Annotated in this window: 16 protein-coding genes; 5 read left to right on the top strand and 11 right to left on the bottom strand. The window is 72.9% G+C overall.

What is annotated here, in order from left to right:
* Positions 1-161 precede the first annotated feature (161 nt).
* The 11 genes from LCD35_RS04095 to mbhE all read right to left on the bottom strand — a co-directional run bounded on the left by LCD35_RS04095 (position 162) and on the right by mbhE (position 10,560).
* The gene (locus LCD35_RS04095; RefSeq protein WP_374108029.1) at positions 162-1,514 is read right to left on the bottom strand and encodes a M20 family metallopeptidase; all 1,353 of its coding nucleotides are present in this window, start codon (positions 1,512-1,514) and stop codon (positions 162-164) included.
* Positions 1,511-2,803: an amidohydrolase gene (locus LCD35_RS04090; protein WP_225043721.1), complete on the bottom strand. Its 1,293-nt coding sequence runs from the start codon at positions 2,801-2,803 to the stop codon at positions 1,511-1,513. Before LCD35_RS04090 ends, LCD35_RS04095 begins: the two co-directional genes overlap by 4 nt.
* A 565-nt stretch (positions 2,804-3,368) precedes the next feature.
* Positions 3,369-3,662 (bottom strand): hypothetical protein, encoded by a 294-nt coding sequence (locus LCD35_RS04085; RefSeq protein WP_224955900.1) that lies wholly within the window; start codon positions 3,660-3,662, stop codon positions 3,369-3,371.
* A 126-nt stretch (positions 3,663-3,788) separates the two neighbouring features.
* Positions 3,789-4,325, bottom strand: a complete 537-nt coding sequence (locus tag LCD35_RS04080) for a hypothetical protein (RefSeq protein WP_224955901.1) — start codon at positions 4,323-4,325, stop codon at positions 3,789-3,791.
* A gap of 142 nt (positions 4,326-4,467) precedes the next feature.
* Positions 4,468-4,815 carry a monovalent cation/H(+) antiporter subunit G gene (gene mnhG / locus LCD35_RS04075; protein WP_224955902.1) on the bottom strand — a complete coding sequence of 116 codons (348 nt, stop codon included), beginning with the start codon at positions 4,813-4,815 and terminating at the stop codon, positions 4,468-4,470.
* Positions 4,812-5,078, bottom strand: coding sequence for a monovalent cation/H+ antiporter complex subunit F (locus LCD35_RS04070; protein WP_224955903.1), 267 nt, complete (start codon positions 5,076-5,078; stop codon positions 4,812-4,814). Before LCD35_RS04070 ends, mnhG begins: the two co-directional genes overlap by 4 nt.
* Positions 5,078-5,647 carry a Na+/H+ antiporter subunit E gene (locus tag LCD35_RS04065; RefSeq protein ID WP_224955904.1) on the bottom strand — a complete coding sequence of 190 codons (570 nt, stop codon included), beginning with the start codon at positions 5,645-5,647 and terminating at the stop codon, positions 5,078-5,080. The genes LCD35_RS04070 and LCD35_RS04065 overlap by 1 nt, the downstream gene beginning before the upstream one ends.
* On the bottom strand, positions 5,644-7,173 hold the full coding sequence (locus tag LCD35_RS04060) for a Na+/H+ antiporter subunit D (RefSeq protein ID WP_224955905.1): 1,530 nt from the start codon (positions 7,171-7,173) through the stop codon (positions 5,644-5,646). The genes LCD35_RS04065 and LCD35_RS04060 overlap by 4 nt, the downstream gene beginning before the upstream one ends.
* Positions 7,170-7,604, bottom strand: a complete 435-nt coding sequence (locus tag LCD35_RS04055; RefSeq protein ID WP_224955906.1) for a Na(+)/H(+) antiporter subunit C — start codon at positions 7,602-7,604, stop codon at positions 7,170-7,172. Before LCD35_RS04055 ends, LCD35_RS04060 begins: the two co-directional genes overlap by 4 nt.
* A complete protein-coding gene (locus tag LCD35_RS04050) occupies positions 7,601-8,170 on the bottom strand; it encodes an MnhB domain-containing protein (protein ID WP_224955907.1) in 570 nt (189 codons plus the stop codon). Before LCD35_RS04050 ends, LCD35_RS04055 begins: the two co-directional genes overlap by 4 nt.
* Positions 8,167-10,560: a hydrogen gas-evolving membrane-bound hydrogenase subunit E gene (mbhE, locus tag LCD35_RS04045; protein ID WP_224955908.1), complete on the bottom strand. Its 2,394-nt coding sequence runs from the start codon at positions 10,558-10,560 to the stop codon at positions 8,167-8,169. Before mbhE ends, LCD35_RS04050 begins: the two co-directional genes overlap by 4 nt.
* 492 nt (positions 10,561-11,052) lie before the next feature.
* Here mbhE and LCD35_RS04040 point away from each other — a divergent pair, with 492 nt between their 5' ends.
* From LCD35_RS04040 to LCD35_RS04020, 5 genes are all read left to right on the top strand, one after another.
* The gene (locus LCD35_RS04040; protein WP_225043720.1) at positions 11,053-12,750 is read left to right on the top strand and encodes a serine/threonine-protein kinase; all 1,698 of its coding nucleotides are present in this window, start codon (positions 11,053-11,055) and stop codon (positions 12,748-12,750) included.
* A gap of 112 nt (positions 12,751-12,862) precedes the next feature.
* Complete coding sequence (locus LCD35_RS04035; RefSeq protein ID WP_224968409.1) at positions 12,863-13,672, top strand: purine-nucleoside phosphorylase; 810 nt, start codon at positions 12,863-12,865, stop codon at positions 13,670-13,672.
* A 308-nt stretch (positions 13,673-13,980) separates the two neighbouring features.
* Positions 13,981-15,651 carry a phospho-sugar mutase gene (locus tag LCD35_RS04030; protein ID WP_224968407.1) on the top strand — a complete coding sequence of 557 codons (1,671 nt, stop codon included), beginning with the start codon at positions 13,981-13,983 and terminating at the stop codon, positions 15,649-15,651.
* A gap of 16 nt (positions 15,652-15,667) precedes the next feature.
* Complete coding sequence (locus tag LCD35_RS04025) at positions 15,668-16,120, top strand: flavodoxin family protein (RefSeq protein WP_224955912.1); 453 nt, start codon at positions 15,668-15,670, stop codon at positions 16,118-16,120.
* A 437-nt stretch (positions 16,121-16,557) separates the two neighbouring features.
* Positions 16,558-16,896 carry a hypothetical protein gene (locus tag LCD35_RS04020; protein ID WP_224955913.1) on the top strand — a complete coding sequence of 113 codons (339 nt, stop codon included), beginning with the start codon at positions 16,558-16,560 and terminating at the stop codon, positions 16,894-16,896.
* The last annotated feature ends 115 nt before the right edge of the window (positions 16,897-17,011 follow it).

Here is a 17,011-nt window from a genome sequence, read left to right as displayed (position 1 = left end):
GGAACGGGCCGGGCGGGAACGGGCCGGGCGGCGGCGGGAGCGGCCGCCGGATCAGCGGGATCGGTGAGCAGGTTCGCGGTCATGCCCTGAAGAGGCCGCGAACCCCCGAACAGATACATCCCGATCGGGTGAAAACCCGATCACCGCACCGTTCTCGCAGGTCAGCGCGTCAAGGCCGCCAGCGCCGTCCCCACCATCACCCGGATGCCGACCAGCAGCGCCCGCTCGTCCAGGTCGAACGTCGGCTGGTGCAGGTCCCGCGCCCGCGCCTGCCCGGAGCGCACCCCGAGCCGCACGAACGCGCCCGGCACGTGCTCCAGGTACCAGCCGAAGTCCTCGCCACCGGAGGACTGCGGGGTCCCCGTGACCGCGTGCTCGCCGAGCGCCTCCTGGATCGCCGCGGACATCAGCTCGGTGCTCGCGGCGTCGTTGACCACCGGCGGGACGCCGCGGCGGTGCTGCAGGTCGAAGCCCACGCCCAGCGGCGCCAGCAGCCCGGCCACCAGTTCCCGCGTCAGCGGTTCCAGCTCCGCCCAGGTGCCGCGGTCGCCGGTGCGCAGCGTTCCGGTGAGCACGCCGGTCTGCGGGATCGCGTTCGGCGCCTCTCCCGCGTGCACCGCACCCCAGGTCAGGACGGTGCCGGTGCGCGGGTCGACGCGGCGCGAGAGCAGCGTGGGCAGCCCGGTGATCACGGTGCCGAGCGCGTGCACCAGGTCCGCGGTCAGGTGTGGCCGCGAGGTGTGCCCGCCCGGCGAGTTCAGCCGCAGCTCCAGCAGGTCGCTGGCGGAGGTGATCGCACCGGACTTCACGCCGATCCGCCCCACGGGCAGCCGAGGATCGCAGTGCAGCCCGAAGATCTGCTCCACCCCGTCGAGCCCGCCCGCGGCCAGCACGTCCAGCGCGCCGCCGGGCATGACCTCCTCGGCGTGCTGGAAGATCAGCCGGATCCGCCCGGGCAGCTCCGGTCCGGTGGCGAGCGCCAGCGCCGTGCCCAGCAGGACCGTCGTGTGCGCGTCGTGCCCGCAGGCGTGCGCGACCCCGTCGGTGCCGGACGCGAACGGCAGCCCGGTCGCCTCCTTCAGCGGCAGCGCGTCGATGTCCGCCCGCAGCGCGACGGTGCGCCGCGGCTGGCCGCCGTCCGGCCCGATGTCGCACAGCAGGCCGGTGCCGCCGGGCAGCACGCGCGGGCTCAGCCCGGCTTCGGTGAGCCGCTCGAAGAGGAACGCGGTGGTGCCGTGCTCGGCGCGGGAGAGCTCCGGGTTGGCGTGGATGTGCCGTCGCCAGGCCACCACGTGCCCCGCGTTGGCGGTGAGCCAGGCATCCAGCCAGGCGGGGCCGCGTCCGGAGCCGAGATCTTCCACGCCGGACATGGTGTCGCCGTCGCCGCCGATCGGCTCGCCGGACGGTGGCGCGCCCAGTTCGGCCTGCGCCCACGCAGCCGGGTCCGCGGTGCTCGTCCCGCCGTCGTTCGGTGTCCTGCGCGGCTCGGGGCCGCGTGAATCCACTACCGTCACGCCACGCCTCCCGACGTGTGTTGCCGTCGCACCGGGCCGGGGGCGTCCCCCTGCCCGGCCGAGTTGTGCTTCCCGGTCCGCCCCGGGCGGTCTTCGGCCGAGGTCGCGAGCCGCGATCTCAGGCCGGGGTCGGTGGCCGCCGCGATCGCCGTCCACGCCATCGCCACCGCTCCGTCGAGCACCGCGCGGTCGGCGGAGGGCGAGGCGCAGGCGGCGGCGAACTCCACCTGGTGGGTCACCGCGTCGCCGCAGTCCAGCGCGATCATCGGGTGGATCGCGGGCAGCAGCTGCGAGACGTTGCCCATGTCGGTGCTGCCGATGACCTGGTCGGTCTGCTCGGCGCGCGGCACAGGTGCCCTGCCGAGCTCGGTGATCGCCGCGCGGTAGGCCTCGGAGAGCTCGTCGTCGCAGGACAGTTCGGCGTACACCGGCGAGATCTGCACGACCTCGGAGGTGCAGCCGGTCGCGGTCGCTCCCGCCTCGAAGCAGGCCCGGATGCGGTTCTCCAGGCGCTCCAAGGAAGCCGATTCGGCGGCGCGCAGGTTGTACATCGCCGCGGTGCGGGCGGGAACGACGTTCGGAGCGGCGCCGCCCGAGGTGACGATACCGTGCACCATCTGTCCCGGTTCGAGGTGCTGGCGCAGCAGCCCGATCGCGACCTGCGCGACGGTGAGCGCGTCGGCGGCGTTGACGCCGAGCTCGGGGGCGGCGGCCGCGTGCGCGGCGCGGCCGGTGTAGCGCACTTCCAGGTCGTTGATGGCCAGCGAGCGCGGCGCGCAGATCTCCTCCGGCCCGGGGTGGACCATCATCGCCATCGCGAGCCCGTCGAACACGCCGCGTTCGAGCATGATCACCTTGCCGCCGCCGAGCTCTTCGGCGGGGGTGCCGATGACGCGGACGGTGATGCCGAGCTCGTCGGCGACCTCGGCGAGGGCGAGCGCGGCGCCCGCGGCCGCCGCGGCGATGATGTTGTGCCCGCAGGCGTGCCCGATCTCGGGCAGCGCGTCGTACTCGGCGCAGATGCCGACGACGAGGTCGCCGGTGCCGCGGTCGGCGGTGAAGGCGGTGTCGAGCCCGGCGACGGGCGCGGCCACCTCGAACCCGTGCGCGGCGAGCAGCTCGCGCACCTTCGCGGCGCTGCGGTGCTCGGCGAAGGCGGTCTCGGGTTCGGCGTGCAGCCCGCGGGCGAGCTCGACGAGTGCGCGCTCGTGGCGTCGGACGATCTCCCGGCAGGTGGCGCGGGTTTCGGAGCGGAGCGCGGTGTCGCGGGCTGCGGTGTCGTGGTTCATGTGCCGACCATCCTGCACGACCGGACCGCGGTGGAACCCGGAGTCGGAGCCCCGGACCGCCAGCCGGTCGGCGGATTGCGCTCAGCGGTGCCGTGTGATCAGCCGAGGAGTAGAAGTTTCACCTTCAACTTCCCCGGCGGAATTCGGCGAGTTCGCGGTCCGCGAGCCCGGCGGAAACGAGCGGAACCGCATCGGCGAGCGCTTCCGCACCGCAATTCCGCGGGCCGTACCCAGCGGGAACTCGGGGCGAGCGGATTGCGCGGCGGGCATTCGGCCCGCGGCCGCGGCGGACGTTCCGCGAAGGGGCGGTGAGTAGGGTGTGGGCCGGCACCGGTCGGGGGGCTTCCCGGCCCCCCCCCACGTCTGCGAGGGGCGCGAACCCCAAGTGTCGAACCGTCCCGCCGGGAGCGCGCGGCACGCCCGGAGCGGCGCGCACAACCCGTGCAGTTGTGAAAATCCCACAGGTTAGCCCGCCAGGTCTAGGCCATAGCGCGAAATCTTCGAAAAGAATGCCGAAAACCGACCGCGTTGCCTTTTTTCCCGGTCTGTTCGGCGAGGGAAATCCCTAGTTCTTCCACTTGAAGCTGAAGACCGGGCGCTTGCGCGCCTTGCGCGACAGCAGCACCGCGGCGATGAGCACGATGCCGGCGATACCGGTCACGAGCCGCTGCTTGTCCTCGGCCGCGGACTGCCGGTCGCCGTTGAGGTCCGGCCCGGGCGGCGCGGACGGTTCCGCCTGCGCGACCACCGCGGTGGGCGCCGGGGCGGCTTCGGCCGGCGCGGCACCACCGGCCGCGGGCGAGAACAGCAGAACCCCGCCGAGCGTCAGGACCGCGAGCAGTCGCCCCATGCGTGCCATCAGCACTCCACACCTTTCCACGCAGCGCTTCGCGGCGACGGGCCGCCGCACCAGGCCATTTGATCACAGTGCGGGCGGTGCTCGCCGCTGCGCGCGGCAGGTTGCCCGGATCGTCGCAACACGGTGTCAGGCGGTGATGTAGGACGACTTGCCGTCGGAGCTGGAACAGAGCGCCTGCACCCGGTCCTTCGGGGTGCTCGCGCAGCCGTAGTCCTCGAAGTTCGCGAACCTGCCGCTGCCCTCGACCTGGTCCTTGGGCAACGAGAAGTACTTGTTCATCACCCGGTCGGCTTCCCCGCAGCTGAGGACCTCGCCGGCGTCGCTGCGCCCGGCGAACAGCCGGTGGCCGCGCCCGGCCTTGTCGGTGAACGTCCCGCACTCGACGTCCCCGCCGTCGGGGGCGGTGCTCGACTCCTCGGCGCCGGAGGTCGGTTCCTCGTCCGGGGTGCTGGTGGCCCGCGGCGTGCTGCTCGCGGTCGTGGTGCTGCTGACCGAGGGCGCGGGCGGGGTCGCGCTGGTGGGCGCGCCCGCGGGCGGCGGCGAGATCGCCTTCGGCAGCGTGACCACGGCCGGCGGCTCCTGCGCGGCCGGGGGCGCGGGGTCGCCGCACCCGGCGAGGCAGAGCCCCGCGATCAACGCTCCGGCGACCGGTCGGACGCGCATGACTGCTCCCTCGTTGCCTGTGCTGCACCGCGATCCAATGGACGCGGTACCGACCTCCCGCGTTGGCCGGGAGTGGGGGAGAACACAGCGCGCACGCGCAACCTCCCCGGGCGGAACGGTACCCGCAGCGCACGCACGTCGATCAAGGCCGGTCGTGTTCGCGCTCGATGCGCTCGCCCATCTCGTCGACGACCAGGTTCTCCCGCCGGATGCTGTCCGCCCGGTACGCCGCGCGCCCCACCAGCTGCGCCAGCACCGGGGCGGTGAGCATCTGGAACAGCGCGACCAGCGCCAGCGCCAGCGAGTAGTGGAAGTCCAGCTGCAGCGCGGTCCCGATCAGCACCAGGATCAGCCCGAGGGTCTGCGGCTTCGTCGCCGCCTGCAGCCGGGCGGTGACGTCCGGGAAGGTCAGCAGCCCCACGGCGCCGAGCAGGCAGGACAGCGCGCCGAGCACCAGGCAGCACGCGGAGATCACATCGAGCACGCTCACCGGTACGGCTCCTTCTTCTCGACGAGCCGGGCCGCGCTGGTCGAACCGATGAACGCCAGCAGCGCGAACGTGGTCAGCAGCGCGATGTTGGAGCCGTCCCGCAGCCAGCCCATGCTCACGCAGGTGCCCGCCACGATCAGCGTGACGATGACGTCCAGCGCCACGATGCGGTCCAGCGTCGACGAGCCCATGATCATCCGGATCAGCGCCAGCAGCGCCGCCAGGCACAGCAGCGCGAAGGTCACGACGAACACGACGTCCATCAGGCGTCCTCCTTCCCCGCGGTCCCGGCGGAGTCCTCGATGCGGCCGACGAGCTCCAGCTCCGCTGCGGAACCGACGGCCCGGACGATGCGGCGTTCCAGCGCCAGCACCTCGCGCCGCACCAGCTCCTCGCCGCCGGCCCGCATGCCGAGCGCGTACACGTAGCAGATGCGGTGCGCCCGGTCGATCTGCATGACGAACTTGCCGGGCGCCAGCGAGACCGCGTTGGCGACCATCGCGGTGAGGTGGTCGGAGTCGGTCAGCAGCGTCACCCGCACGATGCCCGCCCTGGTCCGCGGCCCGTACCGGACCGCCTGCCAGGACACCCGCACCGTGGACACCACCAGGTCGACCGCGAGGTAGCAGACCAGCCGCAGCAGGGACAGCGGCCGCACCACCATGTGCGTGGTGACCGGCGGCAGCGGGAACACGAGCGTCACCAGCAGCGCCACCAGCAGGCCGAACACCAGGGTGCCCAGGTCGAGGGTGCCCCACAGCAGGATCCACACCGCGGTCAGCCACAGCACCAGCGGCAGCCTGCGCAGCGCCCGTCGGGCCGGCGTGGTCATCGCGCACCTCCCAGCACCGCTTCGCGGTAGGTCGTGCCCTGCATCAGGTCGTCCGCGGCGCGCTCGCTGACCCCGGCCAGCGGCCCGGCGACCAGGGCGATGACCACGCTGGCGGTGACCAGGACGCCGGTGGCCGCGACCATCGGCCGGGTCGAGTTCCCGGTGCCGACGACGAGCTCGTCGTCCGGGTCCGGGTCGGCTTCGGGCGCGCGGACCTGGCCCCAGAACGCCCTGGTCCACACCCGCGCCATCGCGTAGAGGGTGAGCAGGCTGGTGAGGATCGTCCCGGCGGTGACCGCGTAGGCCGACCAGGTCCCGGCGCCGATGCCCGCCTGCAGCAGCGCCAGCTTCGCGACGAACCCGGAGAACGGCGGCACCCCGGCGAGGCTCAGCGCGGGCAGCGCGAACAGCACCGCGATCATCGGCGCCGCCTTCGCCAGCCCGCCCATCCGGCTCAGCGCCACCGTGCCGGTGTGCCGGGTTATCAACCCGCTGACCAGGAACAACGTCGCCTGCACGGTGATGTGGTGCACCACGTAGAGGATCACGCCGGTGAGCCCGATGACGTCGTAGACGCCGAGCCCGAACAGCATGTAGCCGATGTGGCTGACCAGCAGGAACGACAGCATCCGGTTGAGGTCGTTCTGCGCGAGCGCGCCCAGCGCCCCGACCAGCATGGTGACCAGCGCGATCACCAGCATCAGCGTCCAGCTGCGGTCGTGGCTGAACACCAGCGTCTGGGTGCGGATCAGCGCGTAGATGCCGACCTTGGTGAGCAGCCCGGCGAACACGGCGGTGACCGGGGCGGGCGCGGTCGGGTAGCTGTCCGGCAGCCAGAAGTGCAGCGGCACCATGGCCGCCTTCACCCCGAACACGATCACCATCATCAGCCCGAGCGCCACCTGCAGCCCCTCGGGCAGCAGCGCGACCTTCCCGCCGAGGTCGGCGAGGTTCACGGTGGCCGTGGCCGCGTACACCAGCGCGATCATGGTGATGAACAGCAGCGACGAGGTGAGGCTGACGATCACGTAGGTCATGCCCGCGCGCACCCGGCTGGCGGTGGTGCGCCGCGTGATCAGCACGTACGAGGAGGACAGCATGATCTCGAACGCGACGAACAGGTTGAACAGGTCGCCCGCGAGGTAGGCCAGCGACACCCCGGCGCACAGCACCAGGTACATCGGGTGGAACGTGGTGCTGGCGCGCTCCCGGCCGTAGTCGGTGAGCCGCTGCCCGATCGAGTAGATCAGCACCGCGAAGGTCACCACCGCCGAGACGACCAGCAGCAGCGCCGAGAGCCGGTCGGCGATCAGCGTGATGCCCGCGGGCGCCGCCCAGCCGCCGATCTGGAGCACGACGGGCCCGGTGCGGTCGGTCAGGTACAGCAGGAATCCCGCGTCGGCGATGATCGCGGCGAGCACGACCAGCCCGATGATGCGCTGGAAGTCGGCGAACCGGCCCAGTGCGAGGGACATCCCGGCCGCCGCCAGCGGCAGCAGGACGGGCAGGGCCACGAGGACCGTCACTGGGTGGCCTCCCGTTCGAGTTCGTCTTCGTTCGCCTTGTCGTCCTCGGATTCGGCGAGCCTGCGTTCCAGCCGCCGGATCCGGCGGTCCTCGACGTCGTCGCGGACCTCGTCGTGGCCGAGCAGCACCCACGAGCGGTAGGCGAGCGCGAGCAGGAACGTGGTGAGCGCGAAGGTGATCACGATCGCGGTCAGCGCCATCGCCTGCGGCAGCGGATCGGTCATCTGCTCCGGTGCGGCGTCGCCGAGGATCGGGGCCCGCCCGGGGGGTCCGCCCGCCAGCTGCAGCAGCAGGTTGGCGCCGTGCCCGACGATCACCGTGCCGATCAGGATGCGCATCAGCGAGCGCTGCATGAGCAGGTAGAACCCCGCGGAGTACAGCGCGGCCAGCACCACGGCCATGGTGAGGTTCACGGTGAGGTTCGCGGTCATGCCTGTCCCCTCTCCGCCGCGGCCGCGTCGGCCTCCACTCCGGAGCCGAGCGTGCGCAGCAGGTCCAGCACCACGCCGATGATCAGCAGGTAGACGCCGATGTCGAGCAGGATGCTGGAGACGAACTTGATCTGGCCCAGCAGCGGGACGGAGATCTTGAAGATGGCGCTCTCCAGCAGTTCCTGCCCGAACACCAGCGGCAGGAACCCGGTGAGGGTGGCGATGGTGAGCCCGAGCCCGATCAGCACGGGCGGCCGCAGCGAGATGATCGCGCTGTCGTCCATCCGGCCGCCCGCGAGGTAGCGCAGCGCGAACGCCTGCCCGGCCACGAGACCACCGCTGAACCCGCCACCCGCCCGGTCGTGCCCGGCGAACAGCAGGTAGATCGACAGCACCAGCACGGTCGGGAACACGATGCGGGCGGCGAGTTCGAGCAGCACGGCCCGTTCCCGGCCGTCGCGGGGGAAGCCGGACAGCAGCCAGCGCTCCCGTGGGGCGTCCCACCCGGTCCACGGCACGCCGGGGCGTTCCCCGTTGCGGGGGGCGGTGATCCTGGGGTCGGTCATGACTGCTCCTCCTCCTGGCGCCGCCCGTTCCCGTTCCCGCTGAGCACGACTCCGGGGCGTTCCGCGGGGGCCGTCGCCTGCGCGCCGCGCGAGCTGCGGCGCCTGCGGTCGAACCGGGAGGCCAGCACGAGGCTGGCGACACCGGTCGCGGCGACGGCGAGCACGGAGATCTCGCCGACGGTGTCGAACGCGCGGAAGTCGACGAGGATCGCGTTGACGATGTTGGTGGCCCCGGCGCCTTCCTCGGACTGCGCGATGAAGTCGGCGCTGACCGCCGGCGGTTGCTGCCGCGCCGCGCTGAACAGCACCGCGCCGAGCGCGATGACCACGCCGCCCGCCACCGACAGCGCCAGCTTCGGCCAGCGCAGCGACCGCGCCGCGTCGCCCTTGGTGAACCGCGCGGGCAGCCGCCGCAGCACGAACACGAACGCGACCATGGTCAGCGTCTCGACCAGGAACTGGGCGAGCGCCACGTCCGGCCCGCCGTCCACGATGAACAGGCCGCCGATGCCGTAGCCGATCACGCCGACGAGCAGCACCGCGGTGAGCCGCCGCTTCGCCCGCACCACCGCGATCGCCGCGATGATCACCAGGATTGCCAGCGGGATCTGCAGCAGGTTCTGGTGCAGCGCCATGTCCGCGGGCACGTGCGCGTGGTAGACCAGCACCGATCCGGGGACGGCGACCACCGTGAGCAGGATGATCGCCAGGTAGGTCGGCAGCGAACCGACCTGGGTGCGGCCGGTGACGCCGACGGCGGTGCGCTCCAGCAGGGCCATGATCCGCTCGTAGCCGCGCTGCGCGTCGAGCGGCTTCGGCAGCCTGCGGCGCAGCGCGGTGAGCGGGACGCGCATCGCGTGCACCCACAACCCGGCGGCGACCGCGACCACCGAGAACAGCAGCGGCAGTTCGAAGCCGTGCCACAGCTCCAGGTGCAGCGGGTCGACCCCAGCGCCGTACACGGCGGCGTAGGAACCGGCGAGCTCGTCGGTCAGCGGATACCCGATGCCGAGCACGACCCCGGCGAACGCGGGGATCGCGGCGGGCACCAGCAGCACCGCCCCGGGCTGCTTGCCCCCGGTGGGGGCCACGCCCGGTTTGCGGGCGAACGCGCCCCACAGCATCCGCGCGCTGTAGGCCACGGTGAACACCGAGCCGAGCAGCAGCACGAAGTCGATGAGCAACCCGGTGCCGCCGCCCTCCTCCAGGAACGCGCCGAACGCGGCCTCCTTGCCGAGGAAGCCCAGCATCGGCGGCAGGCCCGCCATCGACGCAACCGCCAGCGCGGCGATCGTGGCCAGCGCGGGCATCCGCCGCCCGAGCCCGGACAGCTCCCGCACGTCCCGGGTGCCGGTCTGGTGGTCGACGATGCCGACGACGAGGAACAGGGTCGCTTTGAACATGCCGTGCGCCAGCAGCATCGCCGCCCCGGCCAGCGCGGCCGCGTAGGTGCCCTGCCCGACGAGCACCATCAGGAACCCGAGCTGGCTGACGGTGCCGTAGGCGAGCAGCTTCTTCAGGTCCGTCTCGTGCAGCGCCCGCCAGCCGCCGAAGACCATCGTGATCAGGCCGAACACCACGGTCGGCAGCCACCACTCGGGCACCCCGACGAACACCGGGCCGAGGCGGGCGACCAGGAACACCCCGGCCTTCACCATGGAGGCCGCGTGCAGGTACGCGCTGATCGGGGTGGGCGCGACCATCGCGGTCGGCAGCCAGTTGTGGAAGGGCACCTGGGCCGACTTGGTGAGCGCGCCGACGAGGATCAGCGAGGCCGCGACGGCCAGCGGGGTGCCGCCGGGCGGCTCCGCGACGATCTCCGAGATGCGGTAGGTGCCCGCGGCCTCGCCGAGCACCACGAAGCCGAGCAGCATCACCAGCCCGCCCATCGTGGTGATCATCAACGCCTGCAGCGCCGACCGCCGCGACTCCCGGCTGATGCCCGCCTGACCGACCAACAGGAAGGAGCAGACCGTCGTCAGCTCCCAGAACACGTAGACGGTGAGCAGGTCGTCGGCCAGGATCAGCCCGAACATGGTGCCCGCGAACGTCAGCAGCAGCGGTGCGGAACGCCGGGCGTCACCGCTGCCCGCGTGGAAGTACCCGATCGAATAGACCAGCACCAGCACCCCGATGCCGGACACCAGCAGCGTCATCAGCACCGCGAGCGCGTCCAACCGGAAGGTGAACTCCAGGCCCAGCAGCGGCGACCACGGGACCTCCTCCACGATGGCGTCCCCGCTGAGCACCGCCCCGGAGCGCGCGAGCACCCAGGTCAGCGCGGCCGCCGGTGGCAGGGCGGCGATCGCGAAGGCCATCCCGGTGTTGCGCCGGGCTACGATCGGCAACGCCAGAGCCACCAGCAGGTGGACGAGGACGAACGCGGACAAGGGCACCTCCTCGGCGAGCCGGTGATCAGACCGTGGACCAGGCGACCCCGTGGAATTGTTCGTCACTCACGCTGCGCCCACCATCGCGCGGCCCCACCGGGGGTCCGATGGGGCCTTCGGGCACTCCCACCGACCCGCCGGGTGGCGGGCGACGAGCGGTGCGTGACGGGGTCGCCGAACGGTTTGCTCCCGCTGGCGGTGGTCCCGGCCGCGCCCAACTTATCCGAATCGCCCCGACTGGTCATAATCCCGAGCCGCGCCGCCGGGGCCGCGAACGGCGCCGGTCGGCCGGGTTTTCCCGTTGGCGCGAAATAATCTTGGGCACCTGGTGCGGTTACCGGCCGGAACCGGCCACGTGGGAAACTTCACTACCGGTAACACCGCCGTCCCGCCCAGTGGACTCCGCTGAACACGCTGAGTGATATCCGCTGTTGGGCAGGTGAACGGGCGGGTTTGGACCGGACCCGACGACGCGGGATGGAGAATGAGCGGGTGCCCACGACTGAGGAAGAGGCCGCCGCAGGCGCCGACCGGCTGATCGCCGACCGCTACCGGCTGGAGCAGCGCATCGGTGGCGGCGCGATGGGCATCGTGTGGGCGGGCACCGACGAACTGCTGCGCAGGCCCGTGGCGGTCAAGGAGGTGCTGCTGCCCCGGGGGATGCCCGAGGGCGAGGCCGCCGAGCTCCGGGAACGCGCGCTGCGCGAAGCGCGGGCGATCGCGCTGGTCACCCATCCCAACGTGGTGACGCTCTACGACGTGGCCCGGCACGAGGGCGAACCGTTCGTCGTCATGGAACTGGTGCCCTCGCAGAGCCTCGCGGCGGTGCTCGCCGAGCACGGCGCGCTCGGCGACCCGCAGCTGGCGCTGGTCGCCGACGGCGTGGCCGCCGCGCTCGACGCCGCGCACCGGGCGGGCATCGTGCACCGCGACGTGAAGCCGGGCAACGTGCTGATCGGCGACGACGGGCGGATCAAGCTCAGCGACTTCGGCATCTCCCGCAACGTCTCCGAGCACACCATCACCTCCACCGGGATCATGCTCGGCACCCCGGCGTTCATCGCCCCCGAGATCGCCTCCGGCGAGGCGGTCACCGACGCCGCCGACCTGTGGGGGCTGGGCGCGACGCTGTTCGCCGCCTCCGAGGGCACCGCGCCCTACGGCGCGAACGACGACCCGCTGGCCACCATCACCTCGGTGGTGCGCGGGCCGGTCCCCGCCCCGCACCGGCCCGGGCCGATCGGCGAGATCATCGCCGGGCTCATGGTCAAGGACCCGGCGCAGCGGATGACGGCGCAGGAGGTGCGCCGCCACGTGCAGGACCTGCTGCCGCCCTCCGGCACCCGGCCGTTCGAGATGCTGCTGGACCCGGAGGCGCCGACGGTGCGGGTGCGCAAGGTCCCCAGCACCTCGCCGAACACCGCCCCCGGCACCGCCACCGACGAGGAACCGGCGCCGCTGGCCGCCGACCCCGGCCCCCTGCCGTTCATGCTCAGCGAACCGCCGCCCGCGCCGCGCAGGCGGTTCCGCTGGGGCGCGGTGGTGCTGGGCCTGGCGGCCGTGGTGCTGTTCGCCGCCTCCACCGCGGGCGGGTTCGCCGCGACCCGCGCGCTCGCCGGGCACGACGTGCTGCCCGAGATCACCGCTCCCGCTCCGTCCCAGCCGGCCACGCCGCGGCTGGCCCGCTACGTCGACGAGGCCAAGCGCAGCCAGCAGGGCGGCGGCGGTTTCGAGGTCGTCGCCCCCGAGGGCTGGGACGTGTTCCGCGGCAGCCGCAACCAGCCCACCGAGAGCATGGTGGTGTACCTGATCTCCCCGGACGGCCGCGCCGAGGTCGCCGTGGAGCGGTTCGAGGGCTACTACGGCGACCGCTCCACCGCGCAGGACTACGTGGACGTGCTCCAGGAGCGCTCCGCGGGCGAGCACGGGACCTTCCGGCTGGAGGAGGACCGGCCCACCGGCGCCACCGACGAGGTCAGCGGCGAGACCGACCGCTTCCTGCGCTACACCGCCAGCCAGGGCGGCGTGATCGGACCGGCCGTCGCCGACTCCGAGCGCAGCACCACCTCGCAGCTGATGCCTCGCGGCAGCGACCTGTGGGTGCTGCGGGTGACCACGCCGCTCGACCAGCCCGGCGCCCACCAGCGGCTGTTCGACGAAGCGCTGGGGGGCTTCCAGATCACGTCCTGAGTCCGGGACCCGTTCGACCGAGCGGTGCGGCCGGACGGGCGAACCGCCCGGGTGATCGCCGCCGCCGGTCGACGGCGGAGGCGGGTCGCGGAGATGACTACGCTGAGCGGTCGTGACTCCTTCTGCTGCTTCCGACCCGTTCGCCACCGCCAGCGCCGCCGCGGCCGCCCTCGCCGAGAGCACCGGTGCCGCCCACCACGACCTCGCCGTCGTGCTCGGTTCCGGGTGGCGGCCCGCCGCCGAGGAGATCGGCTCCCCCGTCGCCGAGGTGACCATGTCCGACCTGCCCGGCTTCGAACCGCCGAGCGCCAGCGGGCACAGCGGCCGGATCTGGTCCGTGCCGGTCGCGGGCAAGCAGGTGCTGGTCTTCCTCGGTCGCACCCACCTGTACGAGGGCAAGAGCATGAACTCGGTGGTGCACGGGGTGCGCACCGCGGTCGCCGCGGGCTGCCGGACCGTGGTGCTCACCAACGCCGCGGGCGGATTGCGCGAAGGCATGTCGGTCGGGCAGCCGGTGCTGATCAGCGACCACGTGAACCTCACCGCGCGCTCTCCGCTGGTCGGGCCGCACTTCGTGGACCTCACCGACCTGTACTCGCCGCGGCTGCGCGGTCTCGCCCAGGAGATCGACGAGTCGCTGGAGGAGGGCGTGTACGCGGGGCTGCCCGGACCGCACTTCGAGACTCCGGCCGAGATCCGGATGCTGCGCGGCTCCGGCGTCGACCTGGTCGGCATGTCCACGGTCGCCGAGGCGATCGCCGCGCGCGCCGCGGGCGCCGAGGTGTTCGGGCTGTCGCTGGTGACGAACCTGGCCGCCGGGCTGTCCGGGCAGCCGCTGAACCACCAGGAGGTGCTGGAGGCGGGCAAGGCTTCGGCGGGCCGGATGGGCAAGCTCCTGCGCTCCCTCGTCGAGTCCGCTTGATCCCGCTCTGGCCGGTGGTCCTGTTGCGTTCGGGCCGGGTGGCGGAACCTCAGCGGCCCCCTCGCTGCGGGATCGTTCTCACCGGTGGCTCCGAAACGCTGTGCTCGCGAGGAAACCGCTGAGAACCCGCGGGTGGTTCCGCTGCTTCGGTGGTCGGCGGCTCAGCGGCTTCGCCGGTGGCAGGACGAGGGTCCGCTCCCGGGCGGTCGCGGTTCGGCTTGTTCGGGATGTGCTGTTTCGAGATCATCTGCGTGCCGTGGCACGCGCCGAGCCGGTTGCGGCCGGTCCACCAGCGAAGGAGTGACGTCGTGGTCAGCACTCAGCACCTCGATCCGGGGTGCGTGGAAGCCGCGCGGGCCTGGATCGGCGCGGACGTCGACGAGGCGGCGCGCGCCGAGCTGACCGCCGTGCTCGACGCCGCCACCGGCGGGGATCCGGACGCGGCCGCGGACCTGGCGCAGCGCATGTCGGGGATGCCGACCTTCGGCACCGCCGGGCTGCGCGGCGCGGTCCGGGCCGGGGCGAACGGCATGAACCGGGCCGTGGTCGTGCGCACCACCTGGGGCGTGGCCCGGTGGCTGGCCGAGCGGGGGCTGGGCGGCGGGATCGTCGTCGTCGGCCGCGACGCGCGGCACGGATCCGCGGAGTTCGCGGCGGACACCGCCGACGTGTTCGCGGCCGCCGGATTCGACGTGCGGGTGCTGCCCGGAGCACTGCCCACGCCGGTGCTGGCGCACGCGTCCCGCGCGCTCGGCGCGGTCGCGGGGGTGCAGATCACCGCCTCGCACAACCCGCCGCAGGACAACGGGTACAAGCTGTACCTCTCCGGCGGCACCCAGCTGGTCGGCCCGGCCGACGCCGAGATCGAGCGGTGCGTCGCCGCGAGCCCGCCCGCCGCCGAGGTGCCGCGGCGGCGCGAGCACGCGGTGCACGAGCGGGCGCTGGCCGACTACCTGGCGCCGGTGGCGGCGCTGCCCCGCGGCACGGCGCGCGCGCTGCGGGTGGCGGCGACCGCGCTGCACGGCGTCGGCGCCGGACCGCTGCAAGAAGCCCTGGAGCTCGCCGGGTTCACCGACGTGCACTGGGTGCCCGAGCAGGCCGGGCCGGACCCGGACTTCCCCACCGTCGGCTTCCCGAACCCGGAGGAGCCGGGCGCGACCGACCTGCTGCTGGCGCTGGCCGCGGACGTCTCCGCGGACCTCGCGATCGCGCTCGACCCGGACGCGGACCGCTGCGCGCTGGGCGTCCGGGACGGCGACGGCTGGCGGATGCTGCGCGGCGACGAGACCGGCGTGCTGCTCGGCGAGCACGTGCTCTCCGGGCTCGACCGGGCCGCGCACCCGGACCCGCTGGTGGCGACGACGATCGTGTCGGCGACCATGCTGCGCTCCCTCGCCCGCAAGCACGGCGTGCGCTACGACGAGACGCTCACCGGGTTCAAGTGGCTGGTGCGCTCCGGCGACGGCAGCGGCACCGGGCTCGTCTACGCCTACGAGGAGGCGCTCGGGCACTGCGTGGACCCGGACCGGGTGCGGGACAAGGACGGCATCTCCGCCGCGGTGCTGGCCTGCGACCTGGCCGCGACGCTGCGGGAGCGGGGGCGCGACCTGCCCGGCCTGCTCGACGAGCTCGCCGCCGAGCACGGCGTGCACCGCACCGGGCAGGTCTCGGTGCGGGTCACCGACCTCGACGAGATCGCCGCGACGATGCGCCGCCTCCGCGCCGATCCCCCCGCCGAACTGCTCGGCACCCCGGTGCGGGTGCGGGACCTGCTGCCGGACACCGACGCGCTGGTGATCACCGGGGAGGGCGGGCTGCGGCTGGTGGTGCGCCCGTCCGGCACCGAGCCGAAGCTCAAGTGCTACTTCCAGGTGGTGGAGGCGGCGAACGGCGATCTCGCGGCGGCGCAGCGGCGGGCCGGCGACCGCCTCGACCGGCTGGACGCCGCCGTCACCGAACTGGTCCGCGAGGACTCCTGACCGAACGGAGGGGCCGATGCCCAGGCTGCTGATCGTGCACCACACGCCCTCGCCCGGGATGCAGGCGATGTTCGAGCAGGTCGTGGCCGGTGCGACCACGGAGGAGATCGAGGACGTCGAGGTCGTGCGCACCGCCGCCCTGGCCGCGACCGCCTCCGACGTGCTCACCGCGGACGGGTACCTGCTCGGCACCCCGGCGAACCTGGGCTACATCAGCGGCGCGCTGAAGCACTTCTTCGACACCGTCTACTACCCCTGCCTGGACTCGACCGCGGGTCGCCCGTTCGGCTGCTGGGTGCACGGGAACGAGGGCACCGAGGGCGCGCTGCGGGCCATCGCGTCGATCACCTCGGGCCTGTCGTGGCGGCAGGCCGCCGAACCGGTGGTGCTGTCCGGCACGCCCGACCAGGCGGACCTGTCCGCGTGCTGGGAACTGGGCGCCGCGGTCGCGGCGGGCCTGATGCCCTGATCTCCGCGGGACCGCGCATTCCGCGGCGGGGAGCGGTTCGGCGCGTCCGCGGGCGGGCCGGGCCGGGCGGCCGGGAGCGGGTCCGCGATCTTGCGCGGGCCGGCCAGCTCCGCTGCCCGATCTGCGCCCGAGCGTGCCCGTACGCGCAGATTTTCCTTTGGCAGGGCCGGAAACCCCCCTGTTGATCTTGATCGATCATCACCCGGTATGGTGATCTACGTCGCCGGGACGCGCACCCGTGCGGCGAACGGGGCGCCCTGGGCGATGACCCGCCTTCCCTCAACTGTCGAGTCGAGTTCGGGGCGTCCCTCCCGCACCTCGCCGGGGAACCGGCCGACCAGCGCGCCACCTCCGCGGCCAAGCCTGCCCGGACCTCGGCCGACCACTCACCGGACCGACGTTCGACCAGGTCACCGGCCACGCGTTACCCTTTCACGGTGAGTGAGGAAACGATCGAACTCGAACTCGACGACTCCGGTGTCTCCGTTGATCTGCCCCAGCCCGAACATCCCGGGGACCAGGTGCACGGGGTGCCCTACCGGCCGGTCGAGTTCCGCGACGACGATCTGCCGACCGCATTGGAACGGTCCGCCCGCTGGCTGCGCGAAGCGCAGTCCTGGTTGGGCGAGCCCGTGGACGTCATCGCAGTCCACCTGGACTACGACGACCGCAAAGGTGCGCCGTACTACGAACTGAAGTTGCTCTGCAACGAAGAGGACCTGGCCGGCGCGCCACTCGCCCTCCGCAAGCACGAAACGGATCAGGTCGAAGACTGACCGCTGACGGAACCCACCGTGGGGGGGGGGGGGGGGGGGGGCGGCGGGGGCGGCGCGCAAGCTAGAAGAAAGCCGCCGACACCGGCCGACGCCGCCGGCAGACGGGGGGCGAGAG

This window comes from Saccharopolyspora sp. 6V (assembly GCF_020176785.1).
Taxonomy (GTDB): Bacteria; Actinomycetota; Actinomycetes; order Mycobacteriales; family Pseudonocardiaceae; genus Saccharopolyspora_C; species Saccharopolyspora_C gregorii.
The sequence above is the reverse complement of the archived record's forward strand: the minus strand, read 5'-3'. Positions and strand labels throughout refer to the sequence as shown.